The sequence below is a fragment of the Brenneria uluponensis genome (assembly GCF_032395385.1).
Classification (GTDB): Bacteria; Pseudomonadota; Gammaproteobacteria; order Enterobacterales; family Enterobacteriaceae; genus Prodigiosinella; species Prodigiosinella aquatilis.
Map to the genome: position 1 here is coordinate 961,766 of NZ_CP135917.1, position 17,527 is coordinate 979,292.

At 49.8% G+C, this 17,527-nt stretch carries 12 protein-coding genes; 9 read left to right on the forward strand and 3 right to left on the reverse strand.

Annotated elements, in window-relative coordinates; translation table 11 throughout:
• The first annotated feature begins 12 nt into the window (after positions 1-12).
• From hldE to RS889_RS04470, 3 genes are read left to right on the forward strand one after another with little or no spacing between them, the layout of a single operon-like run.
• On the forward strand, positions 13-1,440 hold the full coding sequence (hldE, locus tag RS889_RS04460; RefSeq protein ID WP_021017551.1) for a bifunctional D-glycero-beta-D-manno-heptose-7-phosphate kinase/D-glycero-beta-D-manno-heptose 1-phosphate adenylyltransferase HldE: 1,428 nt from the start codon (positions 13-15) through the stop codon (positions 1,438-1,440).
• A gap of 27 nt (positions 1,441-1,467) precedes the next feature.
• The gene (ligA, locus tag RS889_RS04465; protein ID WP_315709498.1) at positions 1,468-3,501 is read left to right on the forward strand and encodes an NAD-dependent DNA ligase LigA; all 2,034 of its coding nucleotides are present in this window, start codon (positions 1,468-1,470) and stop codon (positions 3,499-3,501) included.
• A gap of 7 nt (positions 3,502-3,508) precedes the next feature.
• Positions 3,509-3,721 carry a DUF3820 family protein gene (locus RS889_RS04470; RefSeq protein ID WP_315709500.1) on the forward strand — a complete coding sequence of 71 codons (213 nt, stop codon included), beginning with the start codon at positions 3,509-3,511 and terminating at the stop codon, positions 3,719-3,721.
• Positions 3,722-3,776: 55 nt separating this feature from the next.
• On the opposite strand, the gene RS889_RS04475 is transcribed toward RS889_RS04470, so the two are convergent.
• Both RS889_RS04475 and garD read right to left on the reverse strand, forming a co-directional pair.
• On the reverse strand, positions 3,777-4,193 hold the full coding sequence (locus RS889_RS04475) for a FlxA-like family protein (protein ID WP_315709501.1): 417 nt from the start codon (positions 4,191-4,193) through the stop codon (positions 3,777-3,779).
• A gap of 1,049 nt (positions 4,194-5,242) precedes the next feature.
• The gene (gene garD / locus RS889_RS04480) at positions 5,243-6,817 is read right to left on the reverse strand and encodes a galactarate dehydratase (RefSeq protein ID WP_315709502.1); all 1,575 of its coding nucleotides are present in this window, start codon (positions 6,815-6,817) and stop codon (positions 5,243-5,245) included.
• A 650-nt stretch (positions 6,818-7,467) separates the two neighbouring features.
• Here garD and RS889_RS04485 point away from each other — a divergent pair.
• From RS889_RS04485 to RS889_RS04510, 6 genes are all read left to right on the forward strand, one after another.
• Positions 7,468-8,820, forward strand: coding sequence for an MFS transporter (locus RS889_RS04485; protein WP_021017544.1), 1,353 nt, complete (start codon positions 7,468-7,470; stop codon positions 8,818-8,820).
• A 27-nt stretch (positions 8,821-8,847) separates the two neighbouring features.
• Positions 8,848-10,185, forward strand: coding sequence for an enolase C-terminal domain-like protein (locus tag RS889_RS04490; protein ID WP_315709503.1), 1,338 nt, complete (start codon positions 8,848-8,850; stop codon positions 10,183-10,185).
• A gap of 39 nt (positions 10,186-10,224) precedes the next feature.
• Positions 10,225-11,565 carry a glucarate dehydratase gene (gene gudD / locus RS889_RS04495; protein ID WP_315709504.1) on the forward strand — a complete coding sequence of 447 codons (1,341 nt, stop codon included), beginning with the start codon at positions 10,225-10,227 and terminating at the stop codon, positions 11,563-11,565.
• 54 nt (positions 11,566-11,619) lie between these two features.
• Positions 11,620-12,390, forward strand: a complete 771-nt coding sequence (gene garL / locus RS889_RS04500) for a 2-dehydro-3-deoxyglucarate aldolase (protein WP_021017541.1) — start codon at positions 11,620-11,622, stop codon at positions 12,388-12,390.
• A 177-nt stretch (positions 12,391-12,567) separates the two neighbouring features.
• Positions 12,568-13,452, forward strand: coding sequence for a 2-hydroxy-3-oxopropionate reductase (garR, locus tag RS889_RS04505; protein WP_037382540.1), 885 nt, complete (start codon positions 12,568-12,570; stop codon positions 13,450-13,452).
• Positions 13,453-13,562: 110 nt separating this feature from the next.
• Positions 13,563-14,705, forward strand: a complete 1,143-nt coding sequence (locus tag RS889_RS04510; RefSeq protein ID WP_021017539.1) for a glycerate kinase — start codon at positions 13,563-13,565, stop codon at positions 14,703-14,705.
• Positions 14,706-14,754: 49 nt separating this feature from the next.
• Here RS889_RS04510 and barA read toward each other — a convergent pair whose 3' ends face one another.
• The gene (gene barA / locus RS889_RS04515; RefSeq protein WP_315709505.1) at positions 14,755-17,517 is read right to left on the reverse strand and encodes a two-component sensor histidine kinase BarA; all 2,763 of its coding nucleotides are present in this window, start codon (positions 17,515-17,517) and stop codon (positions 14,755-14,757) included.
• Positions 17,518-17,527: the final 10 nt, after the last annotated feature.

The window sequence follows — 17,527 nt, forward strand, 5'->3', positions numbered from 1 at the left end:
TGGAGCCAGGGAATGAAAGTTACGCTGCCTGATTTTCGTCATGCCAGAGTATTGGTTGTGGGAGACGTTATGCTGGATCGCTACTGGTACGGCCCAACCAGCCGTATTTCACCGGAAGCACCGGTGCCGGTAGTGAAGGTTGATACGATTGAAGAGCGTCCAGGGGGCGCGGCAAACGTAGCAATGAATATTGCCTCACTAGGGGGCGGTTCACGTCTGGTTGGTCTCACCGGTATTGACGATGCAGCCCACGCCCTGAGCGCCAGATTGAATGAAGTTAACGTCAAATGCGATTTCGTTTCTGTCCCTACACATCCGACAATCACCAAGCTGCGCGTACTGTCCCGCAATCAGCAACTTATCCGCCTGGACTTTGAAGAGGGGTTCGATAACGTTGATCCGCAGCCAATGATTGAGCGTATCCAGCAGGCATTGCCACAGATTGGCGCCCTGGTTCTATCTGATTATGCCAAAGGGGCGCTGGTACACGTACAACAAATGATCCAGACGGCAAAAGCCGCCGGTGTTCCGGTGCTAATCGACCCGAAAGGTGCTGATTTTTCCCGCTACCGTGGCGCGACGCTTCTGACGCCTAACCTGTCTGAATTTGAAGCGGTTGCCGGTCGCTGTAAAGATGAAGACGATCTGGTGGTGCGGGGTATGAAGCTGATGGCTGATTATCATCTGTCGGCGTTATTGGTGACCCGTTCCGAACAAGGCATGACGCTGCTGCAACCGGGTAAGGCACCACTGCATTTACCGACGCAGGCACAGGAAGTTTACGACGTGACCGGTGCCGGTGATACGGTGATCGGCGTACTGGCCGCTGCGCTGGCCGCCGGGAAACCGCTGGAAGAGGCGTGCTTCCTGGCCAATGCCGCCGCCGGTGTGGTTGTCGGCAAACTTGGGACGTCAACAGTCACACCCATTGAGTTGGAAAATGCCATCCGTGGGCGTGCTGACACCGGTTTTGGCATCATGACGGAAGAGCAACTCAAAGCGGAGATGGCGATGGCTCGCCAGCGTGGTGAAAAGATCGTCATGACCAATGGTTGCTTTGACATTCTGCATGCCGGACATGTTTCCTATCTGGCAAATGCCCGTAAGCTGGGGGATCGTCTGATTGTGGCGGTAAACAGCGATGATTCAACCAAACGCCTGAAAGGACCAACCCGACCGGTAAATCCGCTGATGCAACGGATGATTGTGTTGGGGGCTCTGGGGGCAGTGGATTGGGTTGTACCGTTTGATGAGGATACGCCACAGCGACTGATCGCCGAGATCCTGCCGGATGTATTGGTGAAAGGCGGAGACTATAAGCCAGAAGATATCGCCGGAAGTGAGGAAGTCTGGGCCAACGGTGGTGAGGTCAAGGTGTTGAATTTTGAAGATGGCTGCTCAACCACGAACATTATCAATATCATCAAGGCCGGTAAATAACGGGCCGCATCATGTTAGATAAAAGGTATGAACCTATTGAATTCACAGTCTGTTGAGTCTCGTATTAACGCATTACGCTCCCTGCTGCGTCATCACGAATACTTGTATCACGTCGAAGATGCGCCGGAAATTCCCGATGCGGAATACGATCGGCTGATGCAGGAGTTGAAAGACCTGGAATTGATGCATCCTGAACTGGTGACGTCGGATTCGCCTACTCAGCGGGTGGGTGCTGCGCCACTGGCGGCATTTGAGCAAGTACGCCATGAAGTACCCATGCTGTCGCTGGATAATGTATTTGATGAGCAAAGCTATCTGGCCTTCAACAAACGTATCGGCGATCGTCTGAAAAGTGACGATGAGCTGACATTTTGCTGCGAACTGAAACTTGATGGTCTGGCCGTCAGCCTGCTGTATGAAGAGGGTGTGCTGGTCGGTGCCGCTACTCGTGGTGACGGTACCACGGGTGAGAATATTACTACCAATATTCGTACTATTGGTGCAATTCCGCTGCGACTAACGGGAGATAATATTCCTCGCCGACTGGAAGTGCGTGGTGAAGTGTTTATGAAACACAAAGGGTTCGAGGCGCTGAATGAGGAAGCGCGTCGTACCAGCGGCAAAGTGTTTGCCAATCCACGTAATGCGGCGGCAGGTTCTCTGCGTCAACTGGACCCACGTATTACGGCCAAACGGCCATTGAGCTTTTTTTGTTACGGCGTTGGGCTGGTGGAAGGGGGCACGTTACCCGATAGTCATTGGCAGCGTCTGATGCAGTTTAAAGCCTGGGGGCTGCCAGTCAGTGGGCATGTCACGCTATGCACTGGCAGTGACGCGGTACTGGCGTTTTATCACCGGGTTGAGCAGGAACGGGGTTCGCTGGGTTTTGACATCGATGGTGTGGTGATCAAGATTGACGATCTGGTTTTGCAGGCGCGGTTGGGGTTTGTCGCCCGAGCCCCACGCTGGGCGGTCGCGTACAAGTTCCCGGCGCAGGAACAGCTTACCTGGCTGCGTGATGTGGAGTTTCAGGTCGGTAGAACCGGGGCGATTACACCGGTGGCTCGTCTGGAGCCGGTGGCTGTAGCCGGCGTGATGGTCAGTAATGCCACGTTACATAATGCGGATGAAATTGAACGCCTTGGTATACAAATTGGCGATCGGGTGATTGTGCGCCGAGCGGGCGATGTGATACCACAGATTGTGGGTGTCGTCATGGCGGAACGGCCGCAGGATAGCTATCCGGTCGTGTTCCCGACACATTGCCCTGTCTGTGGCTCCGATGTGGAACGCGTCGAAGGGGAAGCAGTCACCCGTTGCACGGCAGGGTTGGTGTGTGGTGCACAGCGGAAAGAATCACTGAAGCATTTTGTTTCCCGCCGGGCACTGGATGTAGATGGTATGGGCGATAAGATCATTGATCAACTGGTAGAAAAAGAATACGTGAAAACGCCGGCTGATCTATTCCGGCTTGGTGCGGGTATGCTTACCGGGCTGGACCGTATGGGGCCAAAATCAGCACAGAATCTGGTAAATGCGCTGGAAAAAGCCAAGTCCACCACGTTGGCCCGTTTTCTGTATGCGTTGGGTATCCGGGATGTTGGTGAAACGACGGCCGCCAGTCTGGCTTCACATTTCGGTTCGCTAGAGACATTATTCAACGCCGATATTGAAATGTTACAGCAAGTTCAGGACGTGGGAATTGTCGTTGCCACACATGTGCGCCATTTCCTGGATGAGGCACATAATCAGCAGGTTATCCGCGAACTGATCGGTTCTGAGATTGGGATTCACTGGCCCGCTCCCGTGGTAATTGATGCTAATGAACTAGACAATCCGTTCGCGGGTAAAACTATCGTGTTAACTGGTTCACTCAGTATTCTGTCCCGTGATGAGGCTAAAGATCGGTTAACGGCGTTAGGGGCGAAAGTCAGCGGCAGTGTCTCGAAAAAAACGGATTTGGTGATAGCTGGAGAGGCGGCAGGTTCCAAGCTGACTAAAGCGCAGGCGCTGGCTATTCCGGTGATTGATGAAGCAGAAATGATGCGGTTATTAGGGTGACTACGATATGGAAAAAGACGATCTGGTCGCTATTGCCAATACGGTAATGCCATTTGGTAAATATCAAGGCCGAGTGTTGATCGATCTGCCTGAAGAGTATTTGCTGTGGTTTGCCCGTAAAGATCAATTTCCCAAAGGGCGATTGGGTGAATTAATGCAAATAACGTTGACCATCAAAATAGAAGGTCTGCAACATCTGATTACGCCTTTAAAACGATAGAAATGATATGCGGCATGACGATAAGATAGTGTTATGCCGCGTATTTGCCGTACATTTAAATGTACACATTGACTAGGTTGTCTTCAGTTGGCCGATTAATGCCATCAGCCCGAATCGTGCTACTACTGGTACTGCTTGAGGCAGAACTACTGTTATCCGAGCTTGAAGAAGACAGCTCTTGCACGTCCTGCACTTCTTGTTGTGAGTTTACACTTTGTAACTCTTGCTGCTGCGATTGCTGAGATTGCAATTGAGCTATCTGGGCTTCTAGCGCTTGAATCTGTGCTTCCAGCATTTGGGTTTGGGTTTGCGTAGTTTCAGCATCGTCAGATGAAGAAGAGACTTCGCTGAGTTGTTGTGTCAGTTTCTCCAGTTGTTGTTGCAGACGAGTGATCTTCTGCGTGTAATCCTGAGTGCTGGATGTAGAACTACTACTATAAGAAACCGAAGACACCGCACTTATACTTGACATATCTCGCTCCTCCATCAGTGAGCATAAATCATCCACTCCAATTATATCCTACTATTGATTTTTTCAGTTTGGCGCTTTGGTGGATAAGAGGAAGTGTTTCGTCATTTTACCCTTAATAAATGTAACTAAATATTTCAATTTTTTGTTAGGTGTTAGTTCTGTCGATCTGAGTGTTTAAACAAGGGTATCTGTAGTTTGCTGCAGCTGGCATTGTCTTTGGTAAGAAAGCGTTGAAGAGTTCAGACGAGTCTGAGATTACAATTAGAGTGGGAAGGTGAAATACTGGGAAAAAACAGAAGAAGATGAATAAACCAGTTAATTGAAATAAGGCATGATTTTCATCATGCCTTATTGTGCTTTTAGCATTAGAGATAAATATTTATCTGGTCGTTTTCGGTGGGCGGATTAACTCCTTTTCGTTTTAGGCGTAGAAGTACTGTTATCTGAGTTGTCTTCTTAATCGAGTTGCTGAATATTTTTCTGCTGGACTTTCGATGTTTGCTCTTGCGCTTGTTTGTTTTTGAACTGCCATCGGGATGCCGTCCGATATTATGCAGTTGGCCGACAAGTTCATTTTCTGCGAAACCGCAGACCCGAATTACTTACCTGGGTAAACACATCGAATTTATTCTTTTGCACCTTACCATGTCTTGAAATCTATTCGATTTATTAGTAACTATTTATTGGCTTTTATTATGGTATTGCTCTTATCTGAACAATAGATTAATTTTTTAGAAAAATCCTTTGCTAAAGCCTTTTTATTCCTCTAGCAGGAGAATTATGATGAGTGAGTATGTTTGTCAATGAAATAATTACTTTATTCTCAACAATGATTTTGGTGTAATAATTACTTGAACGCAGAATTACAAATGATAATTATTATTTAATAATCATGTAATGGGGTAAGAAAAGTAACTTATTGTTATTCATGATCGATATATTTGATTAAGTGAAAGATAGATATGTTATTTCACATGACGGCGGTGTTAATTTTATGTGTTTGTTACCCTCTGCCCAGCATCTGACCAGAGGGTGTCATTGAGGGATGTTCAGGTCACTGGCGCCGGGTTGAAAACCGCTAAAGCATTATGCAGTCCCCATTGATCGGACCACGTTTTCTTTCTACCACTGGCGATATCCAGGATAAAGTGGAACAACTGCCAGCCGACGTCTTCAATAGTGGCTTCGCCAGTGGCAATAGTACCGGCATCAATATCCATGAGATCATGCCAGCGGTTGGCCAGTGCTGTACGGGTCGCCATTTTGATTACCGGAACCGCAAGCAGTCCATAAGGCGTACCGCGACCGGTAGTAAATACCTGCACGGTAATTCCGGATGCGAGTTGCTGTGTACCACAGACGAAATCGCTGGCAGGTGTCGCGGCGTAAATCAGGCCTCGTTTCGTGGGGCGCTGACCCGGTGACAGCACTTCCATAATCGGGCTGGTGCCTGATTTGGCAATCGAACCGAGCGCTTTTTCCACCACATTTGCCAGCCCCCCTTTTTTATTACCAGGCGACGGGTTGGCACTGCGATCTGTCTGCCCGTTATCCAGATAATTGTCGTACCAGGCCATCTCTTCCAGCAGACGTTTGCCAACGTCCACATTAATAGCGCGTGGCGTCAGCAAATGGATGGCATCACGTACTTCGGTGACTTCGGAGAACATCACAGTGGCACCACAACGGACCAGCAAATCAGACGCAAATCCTACCGCTGGGTTGGCGGTTACTCCGGAGAAGGCATCGCTGCCGCCGCACTGCGTGCCAACCACCAGTTCGGAAGCCGGTACAGTTTCCCGACGGCGCTGATTGAGGCGTTGTAAATGTTTATCCGCCATGGTCAGGATGTCATCCACCATAGATCTGAATCCTACGTGAGATTCATCCTGCAAGCGCACTATACTGGTATCATCTGGTGAAATGGGCTGCACATCCGGCGTTCCTTCCAGCAGACGCTCAGGTTGCAGTTTTTCACAACCCAGTCCGATAATCATGACTTCACCGCCGAAATTGGGGTTAAGTGCCAGATTGTGGATGGTACGGATCGGTACAATCGCTGCTGGAGCATTGATAGCCACACCACAGCCATATAGATGATTCAGTGCGACTACACCCTCTACGTTTGGATATTTGGGTAATAGATCGCGTTCAATAATCTTCACCACATAATCCACGACGCCAGCCACACAATGTACGCTAGTGGTGATACCTAACAAATTTTTGGTACCGACACTGCCATCAGGATTACGGTAACCTTCAAAGGTATACCCTTCTAGCGGCGGCAATGGAGGGGGAACTTTAGTTGCCAGCGGTAGCGTTTCCAACGCCGGAGCCTTTGGCAATGCGACCAATGACTCATCGATCCAACTTCCCTGAAGTATATCCCGCAATGCATAGCCAATAATTTCACCGTAACGGATAATCGGATCTGATGCGGCAATATCTACCAGCGCGACTTTATGTCCCTGTGGAATATGTTCAATCAATTCCAATCCGTTATTAAAACGGGTACCGATGCGTAAGCCATTATTATTAACCACAATGGCAACATTATCAGACTCATGAACTTTTATATAAAGTGGCTGCTCTTGAGCTGCGTTTTCTCTGGTGTGATCTGACATGATGTAACCTTTTTATTATCTTATGATAATGCGTAAACCCTATTCCACTATGCCTGTTTCACCTGCTACGTCGAAGCCATTACGTTGAAACGGGAATCATGCCTGAAATCCTCGTATACTACGTGTGCTTTGCTGTTTCCGTCATCCGTCGCTGTCAATTATCACTTTGCTCAGGAAGTAGTATAGGTGAATGGGATGGACCAAACATTATGCAATTGACTGACATTATGTTTGATTACTTTTAATTTCTTTGGCAAAGAACTCATTATCAGTGAGGCCAATCACATTATTGGGCGTTTATCTCTTTTCTTTATGATATGGCCTATACCGATCGGTGTGCTTTTCTCTTCGCTTCTCTTCTCAATACCCACTTCCGTGAAATAACTCCCATTAAGTCGTACTTTTGCACCAACATAAGTTTTTTAAAACGCATAATGTTGTGCATACCTACAATGAGTCGCTATTGATAACCTTTTATAATCTCTCCCCGAAGCCATAAGACGTCATTCGTGTTTATTGTTGCTGTCATGCTATTTGCTCTGCTCAAAATTAAAAAATCATTACCTGACACTCGACTTCATTCTGATAACCCTACACCGTTTTGTTATCCAGGATGAATGAGCTAACCGCGATTTAAGTAGGAGTTCATTATGAATACAGCAAGCTCAGCGGTAGGCGCGATACCAAAGAGAACTAACGCCCGCTACTGGATTGTCGTGATGTTGTTTATTGTCACGTCATTTAACTATGGCGACCGCGCCACGATTTCCATTGCGGGTTCCGCAATGTCTAAAGATATAGGACTGGATGCTGTTGGCCTGGGGTATATCTTTTCCGCATTTTCATGGGCCTATGTGATCGGGCAAATACCAGGAGGCTGGTTGCTTGACCGCTTTGGTTCGAAGCGGGTGTATTTCTTCAGTATTTTTACCTGGTCGGTGTTCACCTTCTTACAGGGATTCGTCGATCTTTTCCACGGTTCTGCCATTGTCGTTTCGCTGTTTATGTTGCGCTTTATGGTCGGGCTGTGTGAAGCGCCATCGTTCCCCGGTAACAGCCGTATCGTCGCGGCCTGGTTCCCGTCACAAGAACGTGGTACGGCTGTGGCTATTTTCAACTCGGCCCAGTATTTCGCTACCGTGATTTTTGCTCCCATCATGGGTTGGTTGACACATGCTGTGGGGTGGTCGCATGTATTCTGGTTCATGGGCGGTCTGGGCATCATCATCAGTTTTATATGGTTGAAAGTGATTCATGATCCGAAAGATCATCCAGGTGTCAACAGTGCCGAACTTGAGTACATCGAAGCGGGTGGTGCGTTGATCAACATGGATGCGGCCAAGGCCAGGAAAGCAACGGTCAAGGGTGAGAAGTGGCACCAGATTAAGCAATTGCTGACGTCTCGCATGATGCTTGGTGTGTATCTCGGCCAATACTGTATCAATGCGTTAACCTACTTCTTTATTACCTGGTTCCCGGTTTATCTGGTACAGGCCCGTGGAATGTCGATTTTGAAAGCCGGGTTCGTTGCTTCTGTGCCTGCTATTTGCGGTTTTGCTGGTGGGGTCTTAGGCGGAGTGATTTCTGACTTTTTGATGCGTCGTACCCAGTCACTGAATATTGCACGCAAAACCCCAATTGTACTGGGCATGCTGCTTTCCATGTCGATGGTGATTTGTAATTACGTGTCAACCGAGTGGGTGGTTATCGCCGTAATGGCCATGGCCTTCTTCGGTAAAGGCATCGGTGCGCTGGGCTGGGCGGTGATGGCTGATACCGCGCCGAAAGAAATCAGCGGGTTAAGTGGTGGACTGTTCAATATGTTCGGTAATATTTCCGGCATTGTTACCCCGATAGCGATTGGTTATATCGTCGGCGAAACGGGGTCATTTAGCGGCGGTCTGGTTTACGTCGGTATCCATGCGTTAGTGGCGATTCTTAGCTTCCTGTTCATCGTTCAGGATATCAAACGTATCGAACTGGAACCTTACCGAGCAAATTGATGCCTATTTTCACTAAAGGAATACGTTATGCGTAGTACACAAGATACGCCTGTCATTACTGACATGAAGGTCATTCCTGTCGCGGGTCATGACAGCATGTTGTTAAACATCGGGGGGGCTCACGGGGCTTATTTCACCCGTAACATCGTGATTCTTACCGATAGCGCCGGTCATACTGGTGTAGGGGAAGCCCCCGGCGGTGAAGTGATTTACAAAACGCTGATTGATGCTATCCCTCAGGTTGTCGGTGCACAGGTAGCGCGGATGAACCGGCTGGTTCATGACGTGCATGTGGGGAATCAGTCATCTGATTTTGATTCCTTTGGTAACGGTGCCTGGACATTTGAGCTGCGGGTCAACGCGGTAGCGGCACTGGAAGCCGCTTTGTTGGATCTGATGGGGCAGTTTCTTGGTGTTCCGGTGGTTGAACTGCTGGGGCCGGGCCAACAGCGTGATGAGGTCACGGTACTGGGTTACCTATTCTATATTGGCGATCGCACCAAAACCGACTTGCCTTATCAGCCGGGGGAAACGGGCAAACATGAGTGGTATCACCTGCGTCACCAACAGGCTATGAATAGCGACGCGGTGGTTCGGTTGGCTGAAGCAACTGCGGATCGCTATGGATTCAAGGATTTCAAACTCAAGGGGGGTGTTCTGCCGGGCGAACAGGAAATTGATACGGTTAACGCATTGAAAAAACGCTTCCCCAATGCCCGTATCACGGTCGATCCCAACGGTGCCTGGCTGTTGGATGAAGCCATTCGTCTGTGCAAAGACATGCAAGAAGTATTGACCTACGCGGAAGATCCCTGTGGTGCAGAGCAGGGTTTCTCCGGTCGTGAAGTCATGGCGGAATTTCGCCGCGCTACCGGATTGCCGGTCGCCACCAATATGATTGCCACCAACTGGCGTGAAATGAACCACGCAGTGATGTTACAGGCAGTGGATATCCCGTTAGCGGACCCGCATTTCTGGACCATGCACGGTGCGGTGCGCGTTGCCCAGTTGTGTGATGAGTGGGGGCTGACCTGGGGTTGTCATTCCAACAATCATTTCGATATTTCACTGGCGATGTTCACTCACGTCGGGGCGGCGGCACCGGGTAATCCTACCGCGATTGATACCCATTGGATCTGGCAGGAAGGACAGCATCTGACCAAAGAGCCGCTACAGATTGTGAACGGGAAAATCAAGGTGCCGGAACGACCGGGGTTAGGCATTGAGCTGGATATGACGCAGGTAATGAAAGCGCATGAACTGCACAAAAAATTGCCCAGTGGCGCACGCAATGACGCGATGGCGATGCAATACCTGGTTCCCGGCTGGAAATTTGACCGTAAGCGCCCGGTATTTGGTCGCTAGTTTTCACTGAATTTCGACATTAAGCAGAAGGAAAGAATCATGACTTCGCAAAGTACGACACCGGTGATAGCCAGTATGCAGGTTATCCCGGTAGCGGGGCACGATAGCATGTTGCTCAATTTGAGTGGCGCGCACGCCCCTTATTTCACCCGTAACATTGTCATTCTGAAAGATAACGCTGGCCATACCGGTGTGGGAGAAGTGCCCGGTGGTGAGAAGATTCGTCAGACGCTGGATGATGCCAGCGCGCTGGTGATCGGTAAAACGCTGGGTGAATACAAGAACGTAATGACAGCGGTTCGTCATCAGTTTGCAGATCGTGATGCTTCTGGTCGTGGTACGCAAACTTTCGACTTGCGAACCACCATTCATGTGGTTACCGGTATTGAAGCCGCGATGCTGGATTTACTGGGGCAGTTTCTCAACGTATCGGTAGCTTCACTGCTAGGGGATGGTCAGCAGCGTGATGCGGTAGAAATGCTAGGTTACCTGTTCTATATCGGCGACCGTAACAAAACTGACTTGCCGTATCAGAGCCAGCCAAATGAGACATGCGATTGGTATCGTCTTCGTCATGAAGAGGCGCTGACGCCGGAAACCGTGGTGCGTCTGGCTGAGGCGGCTTACGAAAAATATGGCTTCAACGACTTCAAACTGAAAGGCGGTGTACTGGCTGGTAGTGAAGAAGCGGAGGCGGTAACCGCGCTGTCAAAACGTTTCCCGCAGGCGCGAATCACACTGGATCCGAATGGTGCCTGGTCATTGAATGAGGCTATCTACCTGGGCAAGCAATTACGTGGCGTGCTGGCGTATGCGGAAGACCCGTGTGGGGCGGAGCAGGGCTTCTCCGGTCGAGAAGTGATGGCGGAGTTCCGGCGTGCTACCGGGTTGCCGACGGCTACCAATATGATCGCCACTGACTGGCGTCAGATGGGGCACGCCATTTCTCTGCAATCCGTGGATATCCCACTGGCGGATCCTCACTTCTGGACTATGCAGGGATCTGTCCGTGTCGCACAGATGTGTCATGAATGGGGTCTGACCTGGGGTTCTCATTCCAATAATCATTTTGATATTTCGTTGGCGATGTTTACCCACGTTGCGGCGGCAGCACCGGGCAAAATCACCGCTATTGATACTCACTGGATCTGGCAGGAAGGTAACCAGCGCCTGACCAAGGAACCGTTGCAGATTATGGGTGGGATGGTTGAAGTACCGAAGAAACCGGGTTTGGGAATCGAGCTGGATATGGCTCAGGTTATGAAAGCCCATGAATTGTATAAAAACATGGGGTTGGGTGCCCGCAACGATGCCGTCGGTATGCAGTATTTAATTCCTGACTGGACGTTTGATAACAAGCGTCCTTGTCTGGTTCGCTAATGATAAACCGTGCCGCTTCGGCTGAGGTGGCGCGGTAATGAGTAAGGACAAAACATGAAAACTCCACTATTACCTAACCGTTTTCGTCAAGACTTACAGCAAGGAACAACACAGATTGGTTGCTGGTGTGCACTTGGCAACCCCATTTCCACCGAAGTACTTGGGTTGGCGGGATTTGACTGGCTGGTACTGGATGGGGAACACGCACCGAACGATATCAACACGTTTATTCCGCAATTGATGGCGCTGAAGGGCAGCCATAGTGCGCCGGTGGTTCGTCCACCTTGCAATGAGCCGGTGATTATCAAACGTTTGCTGGATATCGGGTTTAACAATTTTTTGATCCCGTTTGTAGAAACTGAAGAAGAAGCTGTGCGTGCCGTTGCATCAACACGCTATCCGCCTGCCGGGATCCGCGGGGTTTCTGTCGCCCATCGTAGTAACGCCTATGGCACAGAACCTGATTACTTCGCCACGATTAACGACAACATCACGGTGTTGGTTCAGATCGAAAGCCAGGATGGGGTGGATAACCTGGATGCGATTGCGGCGGTAGAAGGTGTCGACGGTATTTTTGTCGGCCCGGGAGATCTTTCCGCGGCGCTGGGCTATTTGGGGCAGCCAAATCATCCAGCCGTGCAAAAAGTTATCCGCCATATTTTTGACCGTGCGGCGGCTCATGGTAAACCCAGCGGCATTCTGGCTCCACAGGAAGCGGATGCCCGTCGTTATCTGGAATGGGGGGCCACCTTTGTCGCGGTCGGCAGTGATCTAGGCGCTTTCCGTGCCGCTACACAGGCACTGTGTGACAAATTCAAACAGTAACCAAACGACAGGTTCCCTGAATAATCCGATGGCGTCATTTTTGCGTGAAAAGCGAAAATTAATCTATCTATCAGGTTGTTGGCGCCGTGAATGAGCGGGAGAGGGAATCGCAAGGCATGCTGTCCGGATTAAGACAGCACAAGGTATCTAAACGCATCTGACAATGGGGTTATAGCGATGAAAATTGGTTTTATTGGACTGGGCATCATGGGGAAACCGATGAGTAAAAACCTGATCAAAGCGGGTTACTCATTAGTCGTGCTGGATAGAAATAGCGATGCTGTCGCCGAAATCGTAGCGGCGGGCGCTGTAGCGGCGGAAACCCCTAAATCTGTTGCAGAACAGAGTGATATCGTCATCACCATGTTACCGAATTCACCGAATGTGAAAGAGGTGGTATTGGGTGAAAATGGTGTAATCGAAGGTGCGCGTAGTGGTAGCGTGGTCATCGATATGAGCTCTATTGCACCACTGGTTAGTCGTGAAGTCGCCTCCGCGCTGGCGGAGAAAGGGGTGGATATGCTGGATGCCCCGGTGAGCGGGGGTGAGCCCAAAGCAATTGATGGCACGCTTTCCGTAATGGTTGGCGGAGATAAAGCAATCTTTGCGCGCTGCTATGACATCATGAAATCAATGGCCGGATCCGTGGTACATACGGGGGATGTGGGCGCGGGTAACGTGACCAAACTGGCAAATCAGGTGATTGTGGCACTGAACATCGCGGCGATGTCGGAAGCTTTGGTGCTGGCCACCAAAGCAGGCGTGAATCCGGATTTGGTGTTTCAGGCTATTCGTGGCGGACTTGCGGGCAGTACCGTACTGGATGCCAAGGCTCCGATGGTGATGGATCGTAACTTCAAACCCGGTTTCCGTATTGATCTGCATATTAAGGATCTGACAAACGCGCTGGATACTTCTCACAGTATCGGGGCGCAACTGCCGTTGACCGCGGCGGTTATGGAGATGATGCAGGCACTGAAAGCAGACGGTTTGGGTACGTCAGATCACAGTGCGTTGGCTTGCTACTATGAGAAACTGGCTAAAATTGAAGTCACTCGGTAGTTGGCAGGGCTGGTGCCCTGCGTCTATGGGAGCCAGCCCGGTTAACGGGTAATCATTCCGGCAAGCGTCTAGTCAATAACGCGCGGAGTATTTATGAAATCGGACTGTTTATGAAAATAGTTATCGCACCGGATTCTTATAAAGAGAGCCTATCCGCACAAGAGGTTGCCGCACAGATTGAAGCCGGGTTCCGGGAGGTGTTTCCTGATGCCTGCTATATCAAGTTGCCGGTCGCGGATGGTGGTGAGGGTACCGTGGAAGCCATGGTGGCGGCGACCAATGGTAAAATTGTGCATGTGAATGTAACTGGTCCGTTAGGCGATAATATTGACGCTTTTTTTGGATTGTCTGGTGATGAACAAACAGCATTCATTGAAATGGCGGCGGCTAGTGGTCTGGAACGGGTGCCATCTCAATTGCGGAACCCATTGTTAACCACCAGTTACGGTACTGGTGAATTGATCCGCAGTGCACTGGATCATGGTGTGAAACATTGCATTATCGGTATTGGTGGTAGTGCGACCAACGACGGTGGTGCCGGGATGGTTCAGGCGTTGGGCGCAAAATTGCTGGATGCGCAGGGAGCCTCTATTGGTTTTGGCGGTGGTGAACTGGAGACGTTGGCTCAGATTGATATCAGTGAACTGGATAAGCGGATTAAGTTCTGTCGTTTTGAGGTGGCGTGCGATGTCACCAATCCGTTGACGGGTGAAAATGGTGCCTCGGCTGTTTTTGGTCCACAAAAAGGGGCGACGCAAGCGATGATCTTACAGTTGGATAGCGCGCTGAAACATTATGCTGCAGTTATCCGTCACGATCTGGATATCGATGTCGAACAAGTGTCGGGTGCGGGCGCCGCCGGTGGCATGGGTGCTGCATTGCAGGCGTTTTGCGGTGCGGAACTGCGCCAGGGGATTGAAATTGTTACTGAAGCCTTGGGGCTGGAGGCGTTGGTCCGTGATGCGTCACTGGTGATTACCGGTGAAGGCCGTATCGACAGCCAGACCATTCACGGTAAAGTGCCAATAGGCGTGGCGCGGGTAGCCAAACGTTATAACAAACCGGTCATTGGTATTGCAGGAAGTCTGACCGAGGATGTCGGTGTTGTGCATGATCATGGTCTGGATGCGGTATTTAGCATACTGCACAATATCTGTTCATTGGAGGAAGCGTTGGATAACGCCGCCGCTAATGTACGTATGACGGCGCGTAATATCGCGGCGACGATTAAACTGGCCCAGAAACTCGTTTGACTTGTCTCAACATTGCAGGCGTTGCTGCTGCTACGCCTGCCTACTGGTTTCAGTTGATTTTTGTCAGATGCCGCCTGGCCGCTATATCCACATTGGTTATTTCATCCAGCAGTTCCAGCCATTCCGGTTCCAATTCCAAGATATCAGCACCTTCACGTAGTTGCTGTTCCAGGCAATGGCAGATCTGCTTCAGCCGGGGAACGCCGCTATAACTGCAACTGCCATGCAGCTTGTGGACCAGATCCACAATATGATCCACCTTATGTCCATTGAGCATGGTTTCTACCTGTTGGCGAACCTGGGGTAAAAAATCCAGCAACATGATGAGTAGATCCCGTGCCAATTCAGGTTTATTGGCCGCTTGTCTTTTCGCCAGTTCCCAGTCAAGGGAACTGGTAATAAGGTGTTTTTCGGTAGCGGGTGGCACGGTATTTTCATGATTATGTACATGACGTAACAAGACATTCTGCAACATCTGTTCGTCTATCGGTTTGGCCAGATAATCGTCTATCCCGGCCTGAAGCAGTGATTCGCGTTCTCCACTGATGGCATGAGCCGTAACAGCGATAATCGGCGTATGGTGATGGTAAGGTAATTGTCGGATTAATTCGCTGGCGTGGATGCCGTCCATACCTGGCATCTGGATATCCATCAAAATAACATTGAGTGTATTTTCCCGGGCTTTGGCCACGGCTTCGGTACCGCTTCCACACAGAATGATGTTTTCCACTTGCTCATCCAGTAATGCACCAATCAGTTTTAAATTAGCAGGATTATCGTCTACGGCCATGACACTTAATGGCAGTCGTGATAGCGGCATTTTTTTAATCTGAGGTGTGGAGACTACCGGTAATGTCTGTTGAAGCAGCGAACTATCCTGTAACAATGATCGCAGGCGGGGAACGGTAATCGGTTTGCTCAGGAGGGTATGAATGCCAAAAGATTTCAATTGCTCTTCATCAATTTGCGCCAAGCTGGGCAGTGCCAGAATAGCCACTGGCGCCAGACGGCAGATATCCCGAATCGTAGGCGTAAAATCAAGCAAGGCTTGGTGACTGTTAACAGGAACACCAATCAGCAGAATATCAAAAGTGTGATTGGGGAGCTGTTCCAGTGTCGGGCTGTAACTCACTATCAATGGGGTATCGGCCAGAATATCCAGCGTGGACTGAGCTGCCGCCGGGTTGGCTTCTACATAGGCCAGGTGCCGGCCTTCCAGCATATCAAAGTTATTATTAATCGAAATGGTATGTGGATTAAGCAGCAGGTTGATGGTGAACCAAAAGGTAGATCCTTGATTTAATTTGCTGTGGAAACTGATATCGCCACCCATTTCACGCACCAGTCGTTGAGTAATAACCAGACCCAGGCCGGTACCGCCATGACGGCGGGAAATGCTGGTATCCGCCTGACGAAACGCCTGAAAAAGCTGAGCTTGCTGGATTTCAGCGATGCCGATACCGGTATCTTTAAGCTGGATTTCCAGTTGTACCTGCTGATGTTCCTGCCTACGTTTTTCGACCCGAATATCAATGTTGCCCTGTTCAGTAAACTTGATGGCATTACCAAGCAGATTAGTGATGATTTGCTGCAACCTCAGCGGATCGCCGATGAACTGTTCCGGGACATCGTTCTGAATATTTAGCGTCAGCTCCAGACCCTTTTCATGCGCGGTATGTGCTAGCAGCATCACCACTTCATCCAGCGTGTTATGCAAGGAGAAGGGAATGTTCTCCAGTACCAGCTTGCCAGCTTCCAGCTTGGAGAAATCCAGCACGTCATTGATGATGTTTAACAGGTTATTGGCAGAACGTTCAATGGTTTGCAGATAATCTTTTTGCGTAGCGGTAAGCTGGGTTTTCAGTGTTTGGCGGGTAAATCCGATCACGCCATTAAGTGGTGTGCGCAGTTCATGTGACATGTTGGCCAGAAATTCTGATTTAATCCGGGCGGCTTCCTGAGCGCGTTTTTTGGCCAAATCCAGCTCTACGTTCTGTATTTCCATCTGCTCCAGCGTTTCACGCAGATCGTAAGTTGCCTGATCGATATTTTGCTGCATCTCTTCGTGATAAGCCGTTAGCGACATCGCCATAGAGTTGATGCCGTTTTTCAACATATCCAGTTCGCCGAGCATTTTCCCTTCTACCCGGCTGTCCAACTGACCGCGCCGGATGCGATCAACCGTTTCCACCATATTACTGATAGGCGCGGTGACGTCACGCATTAGCCGGTAGGCGAACAATACGGCAATACCCATGCACAGCAGCAGTAACAGTGCCGCCATGGACATCTCCCGGTATTGCTGCAATTCAATCGTGTTTAAACTCAGCTCGATAGCGACATACCCGGAGGGGATAGGGCTTGGCATCGCCTGGGAAGCGGTCGGCGTAAATTCACCATCCGTGAAGATCGGCGTGCGTAAAATCAGGCGATCATCATGGCGTTCCATATAGAGTGAGCCAGGGATAGGCTCGCCTTTTGACAATTGAAGTATCGTTGAGTCGTCACGAACGCTGGAGGTGATAATCAGTTGATTTTGTGCGTCGAAAATACTGATAGCACGGATGATGTCGGAATGTTGGCGGTGCAACATATTAACCAATCGGCGTAATGAGTCTGGCTGGTGCATTGCAATGGCGTAAGCGCTGTTTGCTGCCAGTGGTTCAATGATACTGGTACCGGTATCTGCCAACTGGTTCTGCAATTGGTTGTAGCGGTGGATGACAAAAAAGGTACTGAGCAGTAATCCGATCATCAGCGTCGGAGCCAGAATCAGTATCATCATGCGCGCACGCAGACTGTATTTGGTCATGTGGTTCCAA

Coding starts and splice junctions, on each gene's coding strand:
- hldE (WP_021017551.1), top strand. CDS start 13: ATGAAAGTTACGCTGCCTGATTTTCGTCATGCCAGAGTATTGGTTGTG.
- ligA (WP_315709498.1), top strand. CDS start 1,468: ATGAACCTATTGAATTCACAGTCTGTTGAGTCTCGTATTAACGCATTA.
- RS889_RS04470 (WP_315709500.1), top strand. CDS start 3,509: ATGGAAAAAGACGATCTGGTCGCTATTGCCAATACGGTAATGCCATTT.
- RS889_RS04475 (WP_315709501.1), bottom strand. CDS start 4,193: ATGTCAAGTATAAGTGCGGTGTCTTCGGTTTCTTATAGTAGTAGTTCT.
- garD (WP_315709502.1), bottom strand. CDS start 6,817: ATGTCAGATCACACCAGAGAAAACGCAGCTCAAGAGCAGCCACTTTAT.
- RS889_RS04485 (WP_021017544.1), top strand. CDS start 7,468: ATGAATACAGCAAGCTCAGCGGTAGGCGCGATACCAAAGAGAACTAAC.
- RS889_RS04490 (WP_315709503.1), top strand. CDS start 8,848: ATGCGTAGTACACAAGATACGCCTGTCATTACTGACATGAAGGTCATT.
- gudD (WP_315709504.1), top strand. CDS start 10,225: ATGACTTCGCAAAGTACGACACCGGTGATAGCCAGTATGCAGGTTATC.
- garL (WP_021017541.1), top strand. CDS start 11,620: ATGAAAACTCCACTATTACCTAACCGTTTTCGTCAAGACTTACAGCAA.
- garR (WP_037382540.1), top strand. CDS start 12,568: ATGAAAATTGGTTTTATTGGACTGGGCATCATGGGGAAACCGATGAGT.
- RS889_RS04510 (WP_021017539.1), top strand. CDS start 13,563: ATGAAAATAGTTATCGCACCGGATTCTTATAAAGAGAGCCTATCCGCA.
- barA (WP_315709505.1), bottom strand. CDS start 17,517: ATGACCAAATACAGTCTGCGTGCGCGCATGATGATACTGATTCTGGCT.